Source organism: Variovorax frigidus (assembly GCF_051216515.1).
Lineage (GTDB): Bacteria > Pseudomonadota > Gammaproteobacteria > Burkholderiales > Burkholderiaceae_C > Variovorax.
Map to the genome: position 1 here is coordinate 39,834 of NZ_JBPJZF010000012.1, position 16,056 is coordinate 55,889.

Annotated in this window: 16 protein-coding genes; 10 read left to right on the forward strand and 6 right to left on the reverse strand. The window is 69.1% G+C overall.

Translation table 11 applies throughout. The features are described from left to right. Window positions 1-15 precede the first annotated feature (15 nt). Complete coding sequence (gene hemL, locus ACSFBC_RS27585) at window positions 16-1,299, forward strand: glutamate-1-semialdehyde 2,1-aminomutase (RefSeq protein WP_435513524.1); 1,284 nt, start codon at window positions 16-18, stop codon at window positions 1,297-1,299. Between the two features lie 2 nt (window positions 1,300-1,301). Further along, complete coding sequence (locus ACSFBC_RS27590; RefSeq protein ID WP_435513525.1) at window positions 1,302-1,784, forward strand: hypothetical protein; 483 nt, start codon at window positions 1,302-1,304, stop codon at window positions 1,782-1,784. A gap of 156 nt (window positions 1,785-1,940) precedes the next feature. Here ACSFBC_RS27590 and purH read toward each other — a convergent pair whose 3' ends face one another. From purH to dusB, 3 genes are all read right to left on the reverse strand, one after another. Next, window positions 1,941-3,548, reverse strand: coding sequence for a bifunctional phosphoribosylaminoimidazolecarboxamide formyltransferase/IMP cyclohydrolase (gene purH, locus ACSFBC_RS27595; protein WP_435513526.1), 1,608 nt, complete (start codon window positions 3,546-3,548; stop codon window positions 1,941-1,943). Between the two features lie 139 nt (window positions 3,549-3,687). Next, window positions 3,688-3,924 (reverse strand): Fis family transcriptional regulator, encoded by a 237-nt coding sequence (locus ACSFBC_RS27600; protein WP_183027280.1) that lies wholly within the window; start codon window positions 3,922-3,924, stop codon window positions 3,688-3,690. Between the two features lie 17 nt (window positions 3,925-3,941). Further along, on the reverse strand, window positions 3,942-5,009 hold the full coding sequence (gene dusB / locus ACSFBC_RS27605) for a tRNA dihydrouridine synthase DusB (RefSeq protein ID WP_435513527.1): 1,068 nt from the start codon (window positions 5,007-5,009) through the stop codon (window positions 3,942-3,944). Between the two features lie 174 nt (window positions 5,010-5,183). Between dusB and ACSFBC_RS27610 the strand changes: the two genes are divergently transcribed. Next, a complete protein-coding gene (locus ACSFBC_RS27610; protein WP_435513528.1) occupies window positions 5,184-5,657 on the forward strand; it encodes a YqaA family protein in 474 nt (157 codons plus the stop codon). 19 nt (window positions 5,658-5,676) lie between these two features. Here the strand turns inward: ACSFBC_RS27610 and ACSFBC_RS27615 are convergent, their stop codons facing one another. Both ACSFBC_RS27615 and ychF read right to left on the reverse strand, forming a co-directional pair. Then, window positions 5,677-6,351: a glutathione S-transferase gene (locus ACSFBC_RS27615; RefSeq protein WP_435513529.1), complete on the reverse strand. Its 675-nt coding sequence runs from the start codon at window positions 6,349-6,351 to the stop codon at window positions 5,677-5,679. 164 nt (window positions 6,352-6,515) lie between these two features. Beyond that, window positions 6,516-7,607 carry a redox-regulated ATPase YchF gene (ychF, locus tag ACSFBC_RS27620; RefSeq protein ID WP_435513530.1) on the reverse strand — a complete coding sequence of 364 codons (1,092 nt, stop codon included), beginning with the start codon at window positions 7,605-7,607 and terminating at the stop codon, window positions 6,516-6,518. 219 nt (window positions 7,608-7,826) lie between these two features. On the opposite strand from ychF, the gene ACSFBC_RS27625 reads away from it, so the two are divergent. The 6 genes from ACSFBC_RS27625 to rbsD are packed head-to-tail and all read left to right on the forward strand — an operon-like array spanning window position 7,827 to window position 13,847. Continuing rightward, window positions 7,827-8,780 carry a sugar ABC transporter substrate-binding protein gene (locus tag ACSFBC_RS27625; RefSeq protein ID WP_435513531.1) on the forward strand — a complete coding sequence of 318 codons (954 nt, stop codon included), beginning with the start codon at window positions 7,827-7,829 and terminating at the stop codon, window positions 8,778-8,780. Window positions 8,781-8,812: 32 nt separating this feature from the next. Further along, window positions 8,813-10,393, forward strand: a complete 1,581-nt coding sequence (locus tag ACSFBC_RS27630) for a sugar ABC transporter ATP-binding protein (protein WP_435513532.1) — start codon at window positions 8,813-8,815, stop codon at window positions 10,391-10,393. Then, window positions 10,390-11,382, forward strand: coding sequence for an ABC transporter permease (locus tag ACSFBC_RS27635; RefSeq protein WP_435513533.1), 993 nt, complete (start codon window positions 10,390-10,392; stop codon window positions 11,380-11,382). The genes ACSFBC_RS27630 and ACSFBC_RS27635 overlap by 4 nt, the downstream gene beginning before the upstream one ends. A gap of 16 nt (window positions 11,383-11,398) precedes the next feature. Next, the gene (locus tag ACSFBC_RS27640; protein ID WP_435513534.1) at window positions 11,399-12,493 is read left to right on the forward strand and encodes a LacI family DNA-binding transcriptional regulator; all 1,095 of its coding nucleotides are present in this window, start codon (window positions 11,399-11,401) and stop codon (window positions 12,491-12,493) included. After that, a complete protein-coding gene (gene rbsK, locus ACSFBC_RS27645) occupies window positions 12,490-13,455 on the forward strand; it encodes a ribokinase (RefSeq protein ID WP_435513535.1) in 966 nt (321 codons plus the stop codon). Before ACSFBC_RS27640 ends, rbsK begins: the two co-directional genes overlap by 4 nt. Beyond that, on the forward strand, window positions 13,452-13,847 hold the full coding sequence (gene rbsD / locus ACSFBC_RS27650) for a D-ribose pyranase (protein WP_435513536.1): 396 nt from the start codon (window positions 13,452-13,454) through the stop codon (window positions 13,845-13,847). The genes rbsK and rbsD overlap by 4 nt, the downstream gene beginning before the upstream one ends. A 96-nt stretch (window positions 13,848-13,943) precedes the next feature. On the opposite strand, the gene ACSFBC_RS27655 is transcribed toward rbsD, so the two are convergent. Further along, on the reverse strand, window positions 13,944-14,825 hold the full coding sequence (locus ACSFBC_RS27655) for an MOSC domain-containing protein (protein ID WP_435513537.1): 882 nt from the start codon (window positions 14,823-14,825) through the stop codon (window positions 13,944-13,946). An 80-nt stretch (window positions 14,826-14,905) separates the two neighbouring features. On the opposite strand from ACSFBC_RS27655, the gene ACSFBC_RS27660 reads away from it, so the two are divergent. Continuing rightward, window positions 14,906-16,042 carry an FAD-dependent monooxygenase gene (locus ACSFBC_RS27660; RefSeq protein ID WP_435513538.1) on the forward strand — a complete coding sequence of 379 codons (1,137 nt, stop codon included), beginning with the start codon at window positions 14,906-14,908 and terminating at the stop codon, window positions 16,040-16,042. The last annotated feature ends 14 nt before the right edge of the window (window positions 16,043-16,056 follow it).

Sequence of the window (16,056 nt, forward strand, 5' to 3'; positions counted from 1 at the left end):
ACTCGCTTTCAAGACATGACCGATCTGAACCAAACCCTCTTCCAACGCGCCAGCGCCGTGATCCCCGGCGGCGTGAACTCGCCGGTGCGCGCCTTCAAGGCCGTGGGCGGCACGCCGCGTTTCATCCAGCGCGCGCAGGGCGCCTACTTCTGGGACGCCAACGGCCAGCGCTACATCGACTACATCGGTTCGTGGGGCCCGATGATCCTGGGCCACGGCCATCCGGCGGTGGTCGAGGCGGTGCAGAAGGCCGTGCTCGAAGGCTTCTCGTACGGCGCGCCGACCGAGCGCGAGATCGAGCTGGCCGAGGCCATCCTCGCGCTGGTGCCGTCGATGGAGATGGTGCGGCTCGTGAGCTCGGGCACCGAGGCCGCGATGAGCGCACTGCGGCTGGCGCGCGGCGCCACCGGCCGCAAGCACATCATCAAGTTCGAGGGCTGCTACCACGGCCATGCCGACGCGCTGCTGGTCAAGGCCGGTTCGGGCCTGGCGACCTTCGGCCACCCGACCTCGGGCGGCGTGCCGCCCGAGGCGGTGCAGCACACCATCGTGCTCGAGTACAACAACATCGCCCAGCTCGAGGAAGCCTTCGCGCTGCACGGCAAGGACATAGCCTGCCTGATGATCGAGGCGATCGCGGGCAACATGAACTTCGTGCGCGCCACGCCCGAGTTCGCCCGACGCTGCCGCGAGCTCTGCACGCAGCACGGCGCGCTGCTGGTGTTCGATGAAGTGATGACCGGCTTCCGCGTGGGCCTGCACGGCGCGCAGGGCGTGCTGGGCATCACGCCCGACCTCACGGTGCTGGGCAAGGTGATCGGCGGCGGCATGCCGCTGGCGGCCTTCGGCGGCCCGCGCGCCATCATGGAACAGCTCGCGCCGCTGGGCCCGGTCTACCAGGCCGGCACGCTGTCGGGCAACCCGGTGGCCACGGCCTGCGGCCTGGCGACGCTCAAGGAGATCGCCAAGCCCGGCTTCTACGAGGCCCTGTCGGCCAAGACGCGCACGCTCGTCGCCGGGCTGAAAGCCGCGGCCGACGCCGAAGGCGTGCCCTTCAATGTCGACAGCGAAGGCGGCATGTTCGGCTTCTTCCTGATGAAGGACAAGCCACAGAACTACGGCACCGTGATGACCACTGACAACGCGCAGTTCAACGCGCTGTTTCACGGATTGCTCGATCGCGGCGTGTACATTGCACCGGCGCTCTACGAGGCCGGCTTCGTGAGCGCCGCCCACAGCGACGACGACATCGCTGCCACCATCGAAGCTGCACGCCAGATCTTCAGCCAAGCCCCCTGACCATGAACCCCCTGCGCATGTTCCCGGTGTCGAGTGCCCTCCTGGGGGCCTTGCTCCTGCCCGGCCTGGCATGTGCGCAGTCCTTCGATCCGAAGGAGATCTGGATCAACCCGGGCTTCTACTCGGCGCACTTCGACAGCAACAAGGGCCTGGAGAATTCCAACTACGGCCTGGGCTTCGAGTACCCGCTGAGCGACGTCTACCGGCTCACGGCCGGCACCTTCCACAACAGCGACCGCCGGCAGTCGAACTACCTCGGCCTGTACGTGCTGCCCTTCGAGGTCTACGGCGTGCGGCTCGGCGCCGTGGTCGGCGGCTTCGACGGCTACCCCAACTACCGCAACGGCAACTGGTTCCCGGCCCTGATCCCCACCGCGGCGATCGAGGGCAAGAACTGGGGGCTGAACATCGCCTACGTGCCGACGGTCAAGAACCGGCTGTACGGTGCGCTGACCTTCCAGCTCAAGTACCGATTTAAAGACTGACCCACCCCCAGTCTTCGCGCACCTTGGCCCGTCCTGAGCTTGTCGAAGGGTGTCGCTTCGCCAACCCCCTCGAGGGGGCAACACCGACGGCCCGGCAAAGCCGGTTCCGTGGTGTTCCTGGCATGGACCTCTAGCGCGCCGGGGCGCGCGAGGCGCTCAGTGCCTGAAGTGGCGCACGCCGGAGAGGACCATCACCACGCCGCGCTCGTCCGCGGCATCGATGACTTCCTGATCGCGCATCGAGCCGCCCGGCTGGATCACGCAGCTCGCGCCCGCATCCACCACCACGTCGAGGCCGTCGCGGAACGGGAAGAAGGCGTCGCTGGCCACCGCGGTGTTCTTCAGCGACAGGCCCGCGTGCTCGGCCTTGATGCTCGCGATGCGTGCCGAGTCGAGGCGGCTCATCTGGCCTGCGCCCACGCCCATGGTCATGCCGTCGGCACAGAACACGATGGCGTTGCTCTTCACATACTTGGCGACCTTCCAGGCGAACAGCAGGTCTTCGAGCTGCTGGGGCGTGGGCTGCTTCTTGCTGACCACCTTGAGGTCGCTGGCCGCGAGCTCGTGGTTGTCGGCGGTCTGGATCAACAGGCCCGAGCCGACGCGCTTGACGTCCATCGCGTTGCGGCCGTTGTCCCAGTCGCTGGTGCCGCCCTGGGGCAGTGCGATTTCGAGCACGCGCACGTTGAGCTTGGCCTTGGTAGCCTGGAACACTTCGAGCGCCTCGGGCGTGTAGCCCGGCGCCATCAGCACTTCGACGAACTGCTTGGCGATGGCTTGCGCGGTCTCGGCGTCGACCGGACGGTTGAAGGCGATGATGCCGCCGAAGGCCGAGGTCGGGTCGGTCTTGAAGGCCTTCGAATAGGCCTCCGCCGCATCCTTGCCGATGGCCACGCCGCAGGGGTTGGCGTGCTTCACGATCACGCAAGCCGGCACGTCGAAGCTCTTGACGCATTCCCACGCCGCATCGGCGTCGGCGATGTTGTTGTAGCTGAGTTCCTTGCCTTGCAGCTGCTTGGCCGACACGAGCGAGCCCGGAGCGGGATGCAGATCGCGGTAGAACGCCGCCTGCTGGTGCGGGTTCTCGCCGTAGCGCAGGTCCTGCACCTTCACGAAGCGGCCGTTGCTCTGCGCGGGGAACAGCGAACGCGTGGGTGCGCTCTGGCCGATGCTGGCGTCGAAGTCGATGGCCGAGAGGTAGTCGCTGATCGCGCCGTCGTAGTCGGCGATGCGGTTGAACGCGGCCACCGAGAACGCGAACTTGGTCTTGTCGCTGAGTCGGCCGTCGGCCTCGAGTTCGGCCAGCGCCACCGCGTACTGCGAGGCGTCGGTCAGCACGCCCACGTCCTTCCAGTTCTTGGCCGCGCTGCGCACCATGGCCGGGCCGCCGATGTCGATGTTCTCGATCGCGTCTTCGAGCGTGCAGCCGGCCTTGGCCACGGTCGACTCGAAGGGGTAGAGGTTGACGATCAGCAGGTCGATGGTGTCGATGCCGTGTTCCTGGATCGCCGCCATGTGCGCGGGCAGGTCGCGGCGCGCGAGCAGGCCGCCGTGGATCTTCGGATGCAGCGTTTTCACGCGGCCGTCGAGCATCTCGGGAAAGCCGGTGTGCTCGGCCACTTCGGTCACCGGCAGGCCGGCATCGGCCAGCAGCTTGGCAGTGCCGCCGGTGGACAGCAGCTTGGTGCCCAGCGCATGCAGCGCCTGGGCGAATTCGAGGATGCCGGTCTTGTCGGAGACGGAAATCAGTGCGGTCAGGGCCATAGGGTTCTCAGCAAAAGCAAAAGGGGCGGTGTTCTTTTTCGGGGACCACCGCGGAACCGGCTTTGCCGGGCCGCTGGTGGTGCCCCCTCGAGGGGGAGGGCATCGCGACACGCAGTGCGCGATGCCTTCGGGGGTGGGCCTACTTGATTAATTTGTGCTCGACCAGCTTCTTGCGCAGCGTGTTGCGGTTGAGCCCCAGCCACTGGGCGGCCTTGGACTGGTTGCCCTCCGCGCGGGTCATCACCACGTCGAGCAGCGGTTTCTCCACCACCCGCACCAGCATGTCGTACATGCCGTCGGGCTCGATGCCCCGCAGGTCGCGGAAATAGCTGTCGAGGCTGTTCCTCACGCATTCGTCGATGTTCTTCTTGCTCATGGTCTTCTCTTGTGTTCTCAATGCGCGGCCGCAGCCGCGCCCTCGTCCTCGGCACCCTCTTCGTCGACCGCCTCGACGGCATCCCGGTGCACGGGAATGCGCTCCATCCCCACGGCCAGCTGCTCGAAATAGTCGGACACCGCGCGCAGCTGCTGTGCGCGGTCCTCGATCCCGTTCATGCGTCCGCGGAAATCCTCGCCGCCGGGCAGCGCCCGCACGTACCAGCCGATGTGCTTGCGCGCCGTGCGCACGCCGCTGTACTCGCCGTAGAGGCCGTAGTGCTCCTGCAGGTGATCGAGCAGCAGCCGGCGCACCTCGGCCACCAGAGGCGGTGCAAGGTGCGTGCCCGTCGCGAGGAAATGCGCGATCTCGCGGAAGATCCAGGGCCGGCCCTGCGCCGCGCGGCCGATCATCACCGCGTCGGCCCCGGTGGCGGCCAGCACCTCGCGCGCCTTCTCGGGGCTGGTGACGTCGCCGTTGGCCACCACCGGCACGCGCACCGCGGCCTTCACGGCGGCGATGGTGTCGTACTCGGCCGATCCCTTGTAGCCCTGCTCGCGCGTGCGGCCGTGCACGGTGAGCATCTGCACGCCGGCGGATTCGAAATCGCGCGCCAGCTTGACCGCGTTGCGGTGGTCGGCGCTCCAGCCGGTGCGCATCTTGAGCGTCACGGGCACGCCGTGCGGCGCGGCGGCGTCGACCACGGCACGCGCGATCTCCAGCGCCAGCGGCTCGTCGCGCATCAGCGCCGAACCGGCCCACTTGTTGCAGACCTTCTTGGCCGGGCAGCCCATGTTGATGTCGATGATCTGCGCGCCGCGGTCGATGTTGTACTGCGCCGCCTCGGCCATCATGGCCGCATCGGTGCCGGCGATCTGCACCGCGATGGGGCCGGGCTCGCCCGCATGGTCGGCGCGGCGCGAAGTCTTGAGCGTGTTCCACAGCTCCTTGCGCGAGGTCACCATCTCGCTCACCGCATAGCCGGCCCCGAGCGAGCGACAGAGCATGCGGAACGGCCGGTCCGTCACGCCGGCCATGGGCGCGACGAACAGCCGGTTTTCCAGCGCGATAGGGCCGATCTGCATGGTGGTAGAGGAGGGGGGGAGCGAGCGCAGGGCTGCTGAAAAATGAGGCACGATTGTAGCCAAGCCCCATTTCAGGGGCTGAAACGTTTGGACTCACGCTTCCCCTCTTGCGCGGAGCCGCGCGGCGCCCCCTCCCACGCGACGCGACCGGCCGCCTTCCTATACTGCGATGCAATGCAAGCCTGGCTCGACTCCCTCCTGACCCTCCTGGCGCTGCCCCAATACGGGCTGTCGACGCTTTTCTTCGCGGCCTTCGTCTCCGCCACGCTGGTGCCCGTGGGCTCCGAACCGATCCTGTTCGGCCTGCTGCGCCTCAACCCCGACATGTTCTGGTCGGCCATCGCGGTGGCGACGGTCGGCAACACGCTGGGCGGCGCGGTCGACTGGTGGCTGGGCTACGGCGCCCACAAGGTGGCCGACAAGTACTCGCACTCCAAGCACCACGTGCGGGTGCTGGGCTGGCTCGAACGGCTGGGGCCCAAGGCCTGCCTGCTGAGCTGGCTGCCGCTGGTGGGCGACCCGCTGTGCGCGGTGGCCGGCTGGCTCAAGCTGCCTTTCTGGCCCTGCCTGTTCTACATGGCCATCGGCAAGTTCGCGCGCTACGTGACGATGACGGTGGCGTTGCTCTACCTCTGGCCCACGCCTTGAAGCGCGACGCCGTTTTCCATCAAGACAGCAAACCGTAGGGTCCGCCGCGTTCCAGTGCGCGCCGGTAGGCCGGGCGCGCATGGATGCGCTCGAGCCAGGCCATCAGCCGCGGCCGGCTGGCATCGAGCCCGCCGCGGGCCCGGGCGGCTTCGACCGGGAAACTCATCTGGATGTCGGCGCCCGTGAATTCAGGCCCGGCGAACCATTCGCCCTTGCCGAGTTCGCCTTCCATGAAGTCCAGGTGCGTCTTGAGGTTGGGTGTCACGAAACCGGCCTTGGCCTTGCCCGCGATCATCCGGGCCACCGGCTTCACGAAGAAGGGCATCTTGCTGCTCTCGATGCGGTCGAAGATCAGCTTGAGCAGCAGCGGCGGCATGGCCGAACCCTCGGCATAGTGCAGCCAGTAGCGGTAGCGCAGCGCGTCCGCACTGCCCGCCGCGGGTGCGATCCGACCCTGGCCATGGCGCTCGATCAGCGTCTCGACGATCGCGCCCGACTCGGCCAGCACCAGCCCCTCGTCGGTCGTCACCACCGGCGACTTGCCCAATGGATGGATCTTGCGCAGTTCCGGCGGCGCCAGCATCGTCTTGGGATCGCGCTCGTAGCGAACGATCTCGTAGGGCAGTTCGAGCTCTTCGAGCAGCCAGAGCACGCGCTGCGAGCGCGAGTTGTTGAGGTGGTGGACGGTGAGCATCGGACGGGTCCCCGCAAAGATTGGAGAACCAGTCTAACGACGAGACATCGGCGGGCGATCGCGCGTCCCTTCCAGAAACACCGCGGAACCGGCTTTGCCGGGCCGCTGGTGTTGCCCTCTGAGGGGGAAAGCGACACGCAGTGCGCGAAGACTTCGGGGGGAGCCTAAGAACTGAACAGGAAGTTCATCACGTCGCCATCCTTGACGACGTAGTCCTTGCCTTCCGCGCGCATCTTGCCCGCGTCCTTGGCGCCCTGCTCGCCCTTGAAGGCGATGTAGTCGTCGAAGGCGATGGTCTGGGCGCGGATGTAGCCCTTCTCGAAATCGCCGTGGATCACGCCGGCGGCCTGCGGGCCGGTGTCGCCGATGTGGATGGTCCAGGCGCGCACTTCCTTCACGCCGGCCGTGAAGTAGGTCTGCAGGCCGAGCAGCGAATAGGCCGCGCGGATCAGGCGGTTCAGGCCCGGCTCGTCCTGGCCGATCTCGGCCAGGAACATGGTCTTGTCCTCGTCGTCCATCTCGGACAGCTCGGCTTCGATCTTGGCGCAGATGGCCACCACGGGCGCGTTCTGCTTGGCGGCATATTCGCGCAGCCGGTCGAGGTAGGGGTTGTTCTCGAAGCCGGTTTCCGACACGTTGCCCACGAACATCGCGGGCTTGGCGGTGATCAGCGTGAAGCTCTTGACCAGCGGCTGCTCTTCCTTGGTGAACTCCAGCGCGCGCACCGGGATGTTCTCGTTGAGCGCCTTCTGGCAGCGCTCGAGCAGGCCGACCAGCTTCTGTGCGTCCTTGTCGCCCGAGCGCGCGACCTTGGTGTGGCGGTGCAACGCCTTCTCGACCGTGGCCAGGTCGGCCAGGCAGAGTTCGGTCTGGATCACCTCGATGTCGGAGATCGGGTCGACGCGGCCGGCCACGTGGATCACGTTGTCGTCGTCGAAGCAGCGCACCACGTTCACCGTGGCGTCGGTCTCGCGGATGTGCGCGAGGAACTTGTTGCCCAGGCCTTCGCCCGTGCTGGCACCGGCCACCAGGCCCGCGATGTCGACGAATTCGACGATCGCCGGGACGATGCGCTCGGGGTTCACGATCTCGCTGAGCTGGGCCAGCCGCGGATCGGGCACTTCGACCACGCCGGTGTTGGGCTCGATCGTGCAGAAGGGATAGTTCTCCGCAGCGATACCGGCCTTGGTCAACGCGTTGAAAAGGGTGGATTTACCGACGTTGGGCAGGCCGACGATGCCGCATTGCAAACTCATGGGAGGTCCTCTTGGGTAACCCAAGATTTTAGGCGGTCCCGCGTGTCCCCCGGGTTGCACGCCCTTCGCGGCACCGGACAGACCTCTGCGAAAAGCCTCCTACGTACGGGTTAGCCCCGATTAGCAAACGTTTGCGCAAACGTTTTCGTCGACTAAGATCGCGGCCCCGGCCAAGACCGGGTGCCCCTTGCCGCTCACCCAACTCTGGAGACATCCGCCATGAAGTTCACCCGCCGTACCCTGCAAAGCGCCGCTGCCCTCACGCTCCTGGGCGCCATCGCCGGAGCGCCCGCCTTCGCCCAGGACAAGCCCAAGGTCGCACTGGTCATGAAGTCGCTGGCCAACGAGTTCTTCCGCACCATGGAAGACGGCGCCAAGGCGCACCAGAAGGCGCACGCCTCCGACTACACGCTGATCGCCAACGGCATCAAGGACGAGACCGACACCGCGGCCCAGATCAAGATGGTCGAGCAGATGGTGGCGCAGAAGATCAATGCGCTGGTCATCGCGCCGGCCGATTCGAAGGCGCTGGTGCCGGTGATCAAGGCTGCCATCGACAAGGGCATCCTGGTGGTCAACATCGACAACCAGCTCGACGGCGCCGCGCTCAAGGAAAAGGGCATCCAGGTGCCCTTCGTCGGCCCCGACAACCGCGCCGGTGCCAAGCTGGTCGGCGACGCGCTGGCCAAGGAACTGAAGGCGGGCGACAAGGTCGGGATCATCGAAGGCGTGTCGACCACCTTCAATGCGCAGCAGCGCACGCTGGGCTACCAGGACGCGATGAAGGCCGCCGGCATGACGGTGGTGGGCGTCCAGTCCGGCCAGTGGGAAATCGACAAGGGCAACACGGTCGCCGCCGGCATGATGCGCGAGCACCCCGACCTCAAGGCCCTGCTGGCCGGCAACGACAGCATGGCGCTGGGCGCGGTCGCGGCGGTCAAGGCCGCGGGCAAGACCGGCAAGGTGCTGGTGGTGGGCTACGACAACATCGGCGCCATCAAGCCGATGCTCAAGGACGGCCGCGTGCTCGCCACCGCCGACCAGTTCGCCGCCAAGCAGGCCGTGTTCGGCATCGAGACCGCGCTCAAGGCCATCGCCGACAAGAAGAAGCAGGCGGACATGCCGGCCGCCGTCAAGACCGACGTGGTGCTGGTCACCAAGGACAGCAAGTAAGCCGCCAGGCACGCCGACCGGACGCGCACACCTTGACTTCATCCTCCGCCGCCCCGACGGCCACCCCGGTCCTCGCGCTGAACGCGCTCGGCAAGGACTATGCGGCGACGGTGTTGGACGACATCTCGCTCGAACTGCACGCGGGCGAAGTGCTCGCGCTCACGGGCGAGAACGGCGCCGGCAAGAGCACGCTGTCGAAGATGGTCTGCGGCCTGGTGCAGCCCACGCGCGGCCGCATGCTGCTCGACGGCCAGCCCTTCGCGCCCGGCTCGCGCCGCGAGGCCGAGCGCCTGGGCGTGCGCATGGTCATGCAGGAGCTGGGCCTGGTCACCACGCTGTCGGTGGCCGAGAACCTGCTGCTCGACCGCCTGCCGCACCAGGCCGGCTGGGTCCGGCGCGGCCGCCTGCATGAACTGGCCGCGCAGCAGCTGGCCAAGATCGGCATGGCGCACCTCGACCCGGCCACGCCGGTGGCACGGCTGGGCATCGGCCAGCAGCAGATGGTCGAGATCGCCCGCAACCTGCAGGACGACACGCGCGTGCTGGTGCTCGACGAGCCCACCGCGATGCTCACGCCACGCGAGACCGCGCACCTGTTCGAGCAGATCGACCGGCTGAAGGCGCGCGGCGTGGCGATCGTCTACGTATCGCACCGGCTCGAGGAACTGCAGCGCATCGCCGACCGCGTGGCGGTGCTGCGCGACGGCCGGCTGGTCGACGTGCGGCCGATGGCCGGCGTGCGCGAAGCCGAGCTGGTCCAGCGCATGGTCGGCCGCGCGGTGCACGAGCACGAAGGCCGCGCGCGCCGCGTCGCCGGGCCCGTGCTGCTGAGCGCCCGCGGCCTGGGCCGGGCCCAGGCGGTGCGCGATGTCGACCTCGACCTGCATGCCGGCGAAGTGATGGGCCTGGCCGGCCTGGTCGGCTCGGGCCGGACCGAACTCGTGCGACTGCTGTTCGGTGCCGACCGCGCGGACCGTGGCGGGATCACGCTGCACGAGAACGGCCGGGCCACGCAGCCGGCGCGCAAGGGCTGGCGTTCGCCGATGCAGGCGATCCGCGCGGGCATCGGCCTGGTCACCGAAGACCGCAAGTCGCAAGGACTGCTGCTCACGCAATCGATCCGCGTCAACGCCACGCTGAGCGACCTGGGCGCCATCTCGCGCGGCGGCTGGCTGCTGCGCGCCAGGGAGCGCGGCATCGCCCAGCGCCTGGTCGACCTGCTGCGCGTGCGCTCGCGCAGCATCGAACAGCCGGTGGCCACGCTCAGCGGCGGCAACCAGCAGAAGGTGGTGTTCGCGCGCTGGCTGCATCGCGAATGCAAGGTGCTGCTGCTCGACGAACCCACGCGCGGCGTGGACGTGGGCGCGCGCGCCGATCTCTATGCCGAACTCGACCGCATGACCGATGCCGGCAAGGCCCTGCTGATGGTGTCGAGCGACCTGCGCGAACTGATGGCCATGTGCGACCGCATCGGCGTGATGAGCGCGGGTCGGCTGGTCGCGGTGTTCGAGCGCGGCCACTGGAGCGAGCAGTCGCTGCTGGCCGCCGCCTTCAGCGATGCCACCGGGCGCGCTGCCTCCTCTTCCTCCACGGCCACGGCCGACACCCCATGACCGCTGCTTCTTCGACCTCCACCGTGCCCGCTTCGCCTTCCGCCCTCAAGGGCCAGCTCGGCACCTACCTGGGCCTGACGGTCGTGCTCGTGGGCATGATCGCGCTGTTCGGTTCGATGAGCGAATACTTCCTCACGCGCGACACCTTCATCTCGATCGCCAACGAGATCCCCGCGTTGGCCGTGATGGCGGTCGGCATGACCTTCGTGCTGATCATCGCGGGCATCGATCTCTCGGTGGGCTCGGTGCTGGCGCTGAGCGCCGCCGTCACCGCCGCTGCGATCCTCGAATGGAAGCTGTCAGTGCCCGCGGCCGCGGTGCTGGGCCTCGTCACCGGCCTGCTGTGTGGCACGGTCACGGGCTCGGTGTCGGTGGCCTGGCGGCTGCCGAGCTTCATCGTCTCGCTGGGCATGCTCGAGGCCGTGCGCGGCGGCGCCTACCTCGTGACCGACTCGCGCACGCAGTACGTGGGCGATGCGATCTCGGGCCTGGCCGCGCCCTGGATCGGCGGCATCTCCGCCGCCTTCGTGCTGGCCGTGGTGCTGGTCGTGGTGGGCCAGATGGTGCTCACGCGCACGGTGTTCGGCCGCTACGTCGTCGGCATCGGCACCAACGAGGAGGCGATGCGCCTGGCGGGCGTGGACCCGCGCCCCATCCGCATCGTCGTGTTCGCCGTCACCGGGCTGCTGGCCGGGCTCGCGGGCCTGATGCAGTCGGCGCGGCTCGAGGCGGCCGACCCGAACGCAGGCGTGGGCATCGAGCTGCAGGTGATCGCGGCCGTGGTCATCGGCGGCACCAGCCTCATGGGCGGGCGCGGCTCGGTGATCAACACCTTCTTCGGCGTGCTGATCATCGCGGTGCTCGAGGCCGGGCTGGCCCAGGTGGGCGCGAGCGAGCCGAGCAAGCGCATCATCACCGGCGCCGTGATCGTGGTGGCCGTGATCATCGACACGCTGCGCCAGCGCCGCGCCGAACGCCGCCTGGCCTGAAGGAAGCGGCACCGCCATGGCCACCCTCAAGGACGTCGCGCTCAAGGCCGAGGTTTCCGTCACCACCGTGTCGCACGTGGTCAACGCCACGCGCCATGTGAGCCCCACGGTGCGCGAGCGCGTCGAGCTCGCCATCCGCGAGCTGGGCTACGTGCCCAACGCGATGGCGCGCAGCCTGAAGAGCAACACCACCTCGACGCTGGGGATGCTGATCCCCAACTGCTCGAACCCCTACTTCGCCGAGATCGTGCGCATCGTCGAAGACCGCTGCTTCGGTGCCGGCTACACGCTGGTGCTGTGCAACACCCATGACGAGCCGAACCGCCAGAGCGTCTACCTGCAGGTGCTGGCCGAGCGCCGCATCGACGGGCTGATCGTGGTGTCGACCGGCCCGGCCGACGACGACTCGCTGGTCCGTCAACTGCACGGCCTGCGCGTGCCGACCGTGCTGGTGGACCGCGAGATCGCCGACCCGGCCTGCGACCTGGTGGAGACCGCGCACATGCAGGGCGGCCTGCTCGCGGTGCGGCACCTGCTGTCGCTGGGCCACCGGCGCATCGCCTGCATCGGCGGGCCGGTGGGCGTGGCGCCCAGCGAGCAGCGCATCGAAGGCTGGCGCATGGCGCTGGCCGAGACCGGCGCGACACCCGACACGGCGAACGCCGACGCACTGCTGTGGCGCGGCGGCTTCACCAGCCAGAGCGGCTACGAAGCCATGCACGCCATCCTGCGCACCGCCGACCGACCGTCGGCCGTGTTCGTCTGCAACGACCTGATGGCCATCGGTGCGCTGCGCGCCGCGCACGAGAGCGGCGTGCACGTGCCCGACGAGATCTCGATCGTCGGCTTCGACGACATCGAACTCTCGGCCTACACCAGCCCGCCGCTCACCACCGTGGCGCAGCCCAAGGAGCGCATCGGCGCGCTGGCGGTCGACATGCTGCTCGAGCGCGTGGGCGGCCAGCGCCGCGACGCGCGCAAGGTGGTGCTGCAACCCGAGCTGCGCGTGCGCGGCTCGACCGCGCGCCATGCAGGCTTGCGCGAAGCCGGCGTGCCCGCGCCGGCACCTCCGCCTTCTGCAACTTCCTCCCGAAAGTCCCGCATCCCGTGAGTCCGACGCCTTCTTCCCGCAGCCACCCGGCACCCCGCATCGTGGTGCTCGGCAGCCTCAACATGGATCTGGTGCTGCGCGTGCCGCATGCGCCCGCCGCAGGCGAGACCCTGCAGGGCCATTCGATCGCCACCATCCCCGGCGGCAAGGGCGCGAACCAGGCCGTGAGCTGCGCGCGCCAGGGCGGCCAGGTGCGGATGATCGGCTGCGTGGGCGAGGACGCGCATGGCGCGGCGCTGCGCAGCGCACTCGAAGACGACGGCATCGACACCGCCGCGCTGCGCACCGTGGCCGGCGAGCCCACGGGCACCGCGCTGATCCTGGTCGAGGACAGCGGCCAGAACCGCATCGTGATCGTGCCCGGCGCCAACGCCCGGGTCGAACTCGACGAGGCCGCGTTGAAGCCGCAGCTGCAGGGTGCCGCCTTCCTGGTGACGCAGTTCGAGACGCCGATGGCGCCGGTGGTGCGCGCCATCGCGGTCGCGCACGGCGCGGGCTGCAAGGTGATGCTCAACCCCTCGCCCATGCAGCCGATCCCCGACGCGCTGTGGTCGCAGATCGACACGCTGGTGGTCAACGAGGTCGAGGCCGAGGCGCTGTGCGGCCAGCCGGCCGACAGCCCGCAGCAGGCCGCCGCGGCCGGCCGCTCGCTGCGCGCCCGAGGCATCGCACGCGTGGTCGTCACGCTCGGCGCACGCGGTGCGGTGGCAGTCGATGCCGACGGCGCACGCCACCATCCCGCGCCGACCGTGCAGGCGGTCGACACCACGGCGGCCGGCGACACCTTCCTGGGTGCGCTGGCCGTGGCGCTGGGCGAAGGCCAGCGTTTCGACGACGCGGTGCGCCTGGGCATCCGCGCCGCCGCGCTGTGCATCCAGCAGCCCGGCGCCCAACCGTCCATTCCGCGGCGCGACGCCGTGCTGCTGCAAAGCCCCCTGCCCCCCGACTGGATCACGCTGTGAAACGCTCTCCCCTGCTGCATGCCGAACTGTCCCAGGTGATCGCCTCGATGGGCCATGGCGAGATGCTCGTGCTCGGCGATGCCGGCCTGCCGATTCCCGATGGCCCGCGCCGCATCGACCTGGCTGTGGCACGCGGCGTGCCGCGGCTGGCCGACGTGCTGGCCGCGGTGCTGTCCGAGCTGCAGGTCGAAGGCATCGTGGTGGCCGAGGAGGCGCTGGACGCCGACAAGCGGCTGCCCGGCTGGTACCCGCAGGCGCTGGGCATCGCGCCGCGGACGGTCTCGCACGAGGAATTCAAGCAGCGCAGCGCCGGGGCCCGCGCCATCGTGCGCACGGGCGAGTGCACGCCCTACGCCAACATCATCCTCATTGCCGGCGTGGCATTTGGCTAGGGTCTGTTCACTTCGTGTGGCCACCCTCCCCCTTGCAGGGGGCAATGCCAACGGCCCGGCAAAGCCGGTTCCGTGGCATTCCTGGAAAAGACGAACTCACTCGAACCTGTAGTTCGCGTCCACCGTCTGCCCCACCTTGAGCAGGTGCTCCACGCCCTCGAGCACGATGCAGTTCATGCCGAAGGTGATCGCGCCGTCGACGCGCGCATTGGCGCGGTAGGTGCGCAGCATGTCGTTGACCTCGGGGGTCGAAACCGCAGTGAGCGGATCGATGTCGGGGATCGGGCAGCGCGGGCAGGGCTTGGCCGGCTGCAGCCGCGCCTGGCCTTCGGCGGTCGCCACGTGCATCGTCTCGACGCGGTCCTCGTCCTGCGCCTCGATGCCGGCCAGCACGATGTTGGGCCGGAAGCGCGCCATCGTGACCGCGGCATGTCCCGCGGCCAGCAGCTTGTCGTTGAGTTCGGCCAGCGAGGCCTCGCTCGTGACCAGCAACGGGAAGCCGTCGGCGAACTGGTTCTCGGCCTCGACGCCATCGGTCCACTTCAGGTTCGACAGGCGCTTCTGCTCGGGGTCGAAGCGCACCAGCCGCAGCGTCTGCGGCCTGCCGGGCTCCGAGAGGAAGTCGCTGAACCACTGGGCCGCGATGTCGCCCATGTCGTAGGCCGCCACTTCGTCGCGCCAGACCTTCACGCGCACCGGCTGCTCGACCCGGTCGAAGGCGACGTGCAGCGCCAGCATGCCGGGCGCGCGCAGCACCATCTCCATGTGCTTCAGGGTCGGCTGGATCAGCGCCATGCGCGGCAGCTCGCGCTGAGTGACGAACTCGCCCTGCGCGTCGACCACCATCCAGGCACGGTCGAATTCCAGCCCGGTCTCGGTCAGCAGCACCTCGGGCAGCTCGACCCCGGCGCAGGATTTGATCGGGTAGACGAAGAGGTGCGCGATGGTGGCGCGCAGGTCGAAAGCGGAGTCGGTCACGGTCGGAACCCTCGGGACGGCGAAGGCGCGATTGTCCTCGCTTCGCCAGGGTGCACGAAGGGCGCTCCTACAATGCCCCGATGGCCCTTTCTCCCGAGGTTTGCATTCGCGGCGGCGGCATCGTCGGCCGCACGCTGGCGCTGCTGCTGGCGCGCGAACGGGTGCGCGTGGCGCTCGTCGCGCCCGCCGCCACCGCGCCATCCGAACATCCCACCCAGGACGTGCGTGCCTACGCACTCAATGCCGCGTCGAAAACGCTGCTCGAATCGCTGCGCGCCTGGCCCGATGCGGCCCACGCCACGCCGGTGCGCGAGATGCGCGTGAACGGCGACGACGGCGGCCACGTGCGCTTCGAGGCCGCGGCGCAGAAGGTCGAGGCGCTGGCCTGGATCGTCGACGTGCCCGCGCTCGAACGGCAACTGGCCGACGCGGTGCGCTTCCAGCCGCTGATCGATGTCGTGTCCGCGCCCGCGACCGCGGCCCTGACCGTGGTCTGCGAAGGCAAGGCCAGCGCGACGCGCGAAGCGCTGGGCGTGAGCTACGAGGTCACGCGCTATCCGCAGCACGCCATCGCCGCCCGGCTCGACGCCGAACGGCCGCACGACGGCATCGCGCGCCAGTGGTTCAACGACAAGGGCGAGGTGCTGGCCCTGCTGCCGCTGGGCGGCGCCGACGGCCGCGCGCTGGCGCTGGTGTGGTCGGTCGAGCAACTGCGCGCCCCCGCGCTGCTGGCGCTCGGCGCCGACGACTTCAATGCCGCGGTGCGCGAGGCCAGCCACGATGCGCTGGGGGCGCTCACGCTGACCAGCGAACGTGCCGCGTGGCCGCTGCAACGCGCCATCGCCGACCGCTGGACCGGCCGCTTCGCAGGCGCCGACGGCAAGGCCTGGGCGCTGGCCGGCGACGCGGCCCACACCGTGCACCCGCTGGCGGGCCAGGGCCTGAACCTGGGGCTGGCGGACGTGGCCGTGCTGGCCGACGTGCTCAAGGACCGCGAGTACTGGCGCAGCGTGGGCGATGCGCGCCTGCTGCGCCGCTACGAACGCGCGCGCCGTACCGATGTGCTCTCGATGAGCCTGGCCACCGACGGCCTGCAGCAACTGTTCGCGCACAGCACCGACCCGCTGCCGGCGCTGCGCAACTGGGGCATGCGCGGTTTCGATCGCACCCGCCTGCTCAAGCACTGGATCGCTGGCCACGCAATAGGCATCCGGTGAGCGCGCGCACTGCA

Coding starts and splice junctions, on each gene's coding strand:
- ACSFBC_RS27660 (WP_435513538.1), top strand. CDS start 14,906: ATGGCCCTTTCTCCCGAGGTTTGCATTCGCGGCGGCGGCATCGTCGGC.
- ACSFBC_RS27635 (WP_435513533.1), top strand. CDS start 10,390: ATGACCGCTGCTTCTTCGACCTCCACCGTGCCCGCTTCGCCTTCCGCC.
- hemL (WP_435513524.1), top strand. CDS start 16: ATGACCGATCTGAACCAAACCCTCTTCCAACGCGCCAGCGCCGTGATC.
- ACSFBC_RS27600 (WP_183027280.1), bottom strand. CDS start 3,924: ATGAGCAAGAAGAACATCGACGAATGCGTGAGGAACAGCCTCGACAGC.
- ACSFBC_RS27625 (WP_435513531.1), top strand. CDS start 7,827: ATGAAGTTCACCCGCCGTACCCTGCAAAGCGCCGCTGCCCTCACGCTC.
- ACSFBC_RS27590 (WP_435513525.1), top strand. CDS start 1,302: ATGAACCCCCTGCGCATGTTCCCGGTGTCGAGTGCCCTCCTGGGGGCC.
- dusB (WP_435513527.1), bottom strand. CDS start 5,009: ATGCAGATCGGCCCTATCGCGCTGGAAAACCGGCTGTTCGTCGCGCCC.
- ACSFBC_RS27615 (WP_435513529.1), bottom strand. CDS start 6,351: ATGCTCACCGTCCACCACCTCAACAACTCGCGCTCGCAGCGCGTGCTC.
- ychF (WP_435513530.1), bottom strand. CDS start 7,607: ATGAGTTTGCAATGCGGCATCGTCGGCCTGCCCAACGTCGGTAAATCC.
- ACSFBC_RS27610 (WP_435513528.1), top strand. CDS start 5,184: ATGCAAGCCTGGCTCGACTCCCTCCTGACCCTCCTGGCGCTGCCCCAA.
- purH (WP_435513526.1), bottom strand. CDS start 3,548: ATGGCCCTGACCGCACTGATTTCCGTCTCCGACAAGACCGGCATCCTC.
- ACSFBC_RS27640 (WP_435513534.1), top strand. CDS start 11,399: ATGGCCACCCTCAAGGACGTCGCGCTCAAGGCCGAGGTTTCCGTCACC.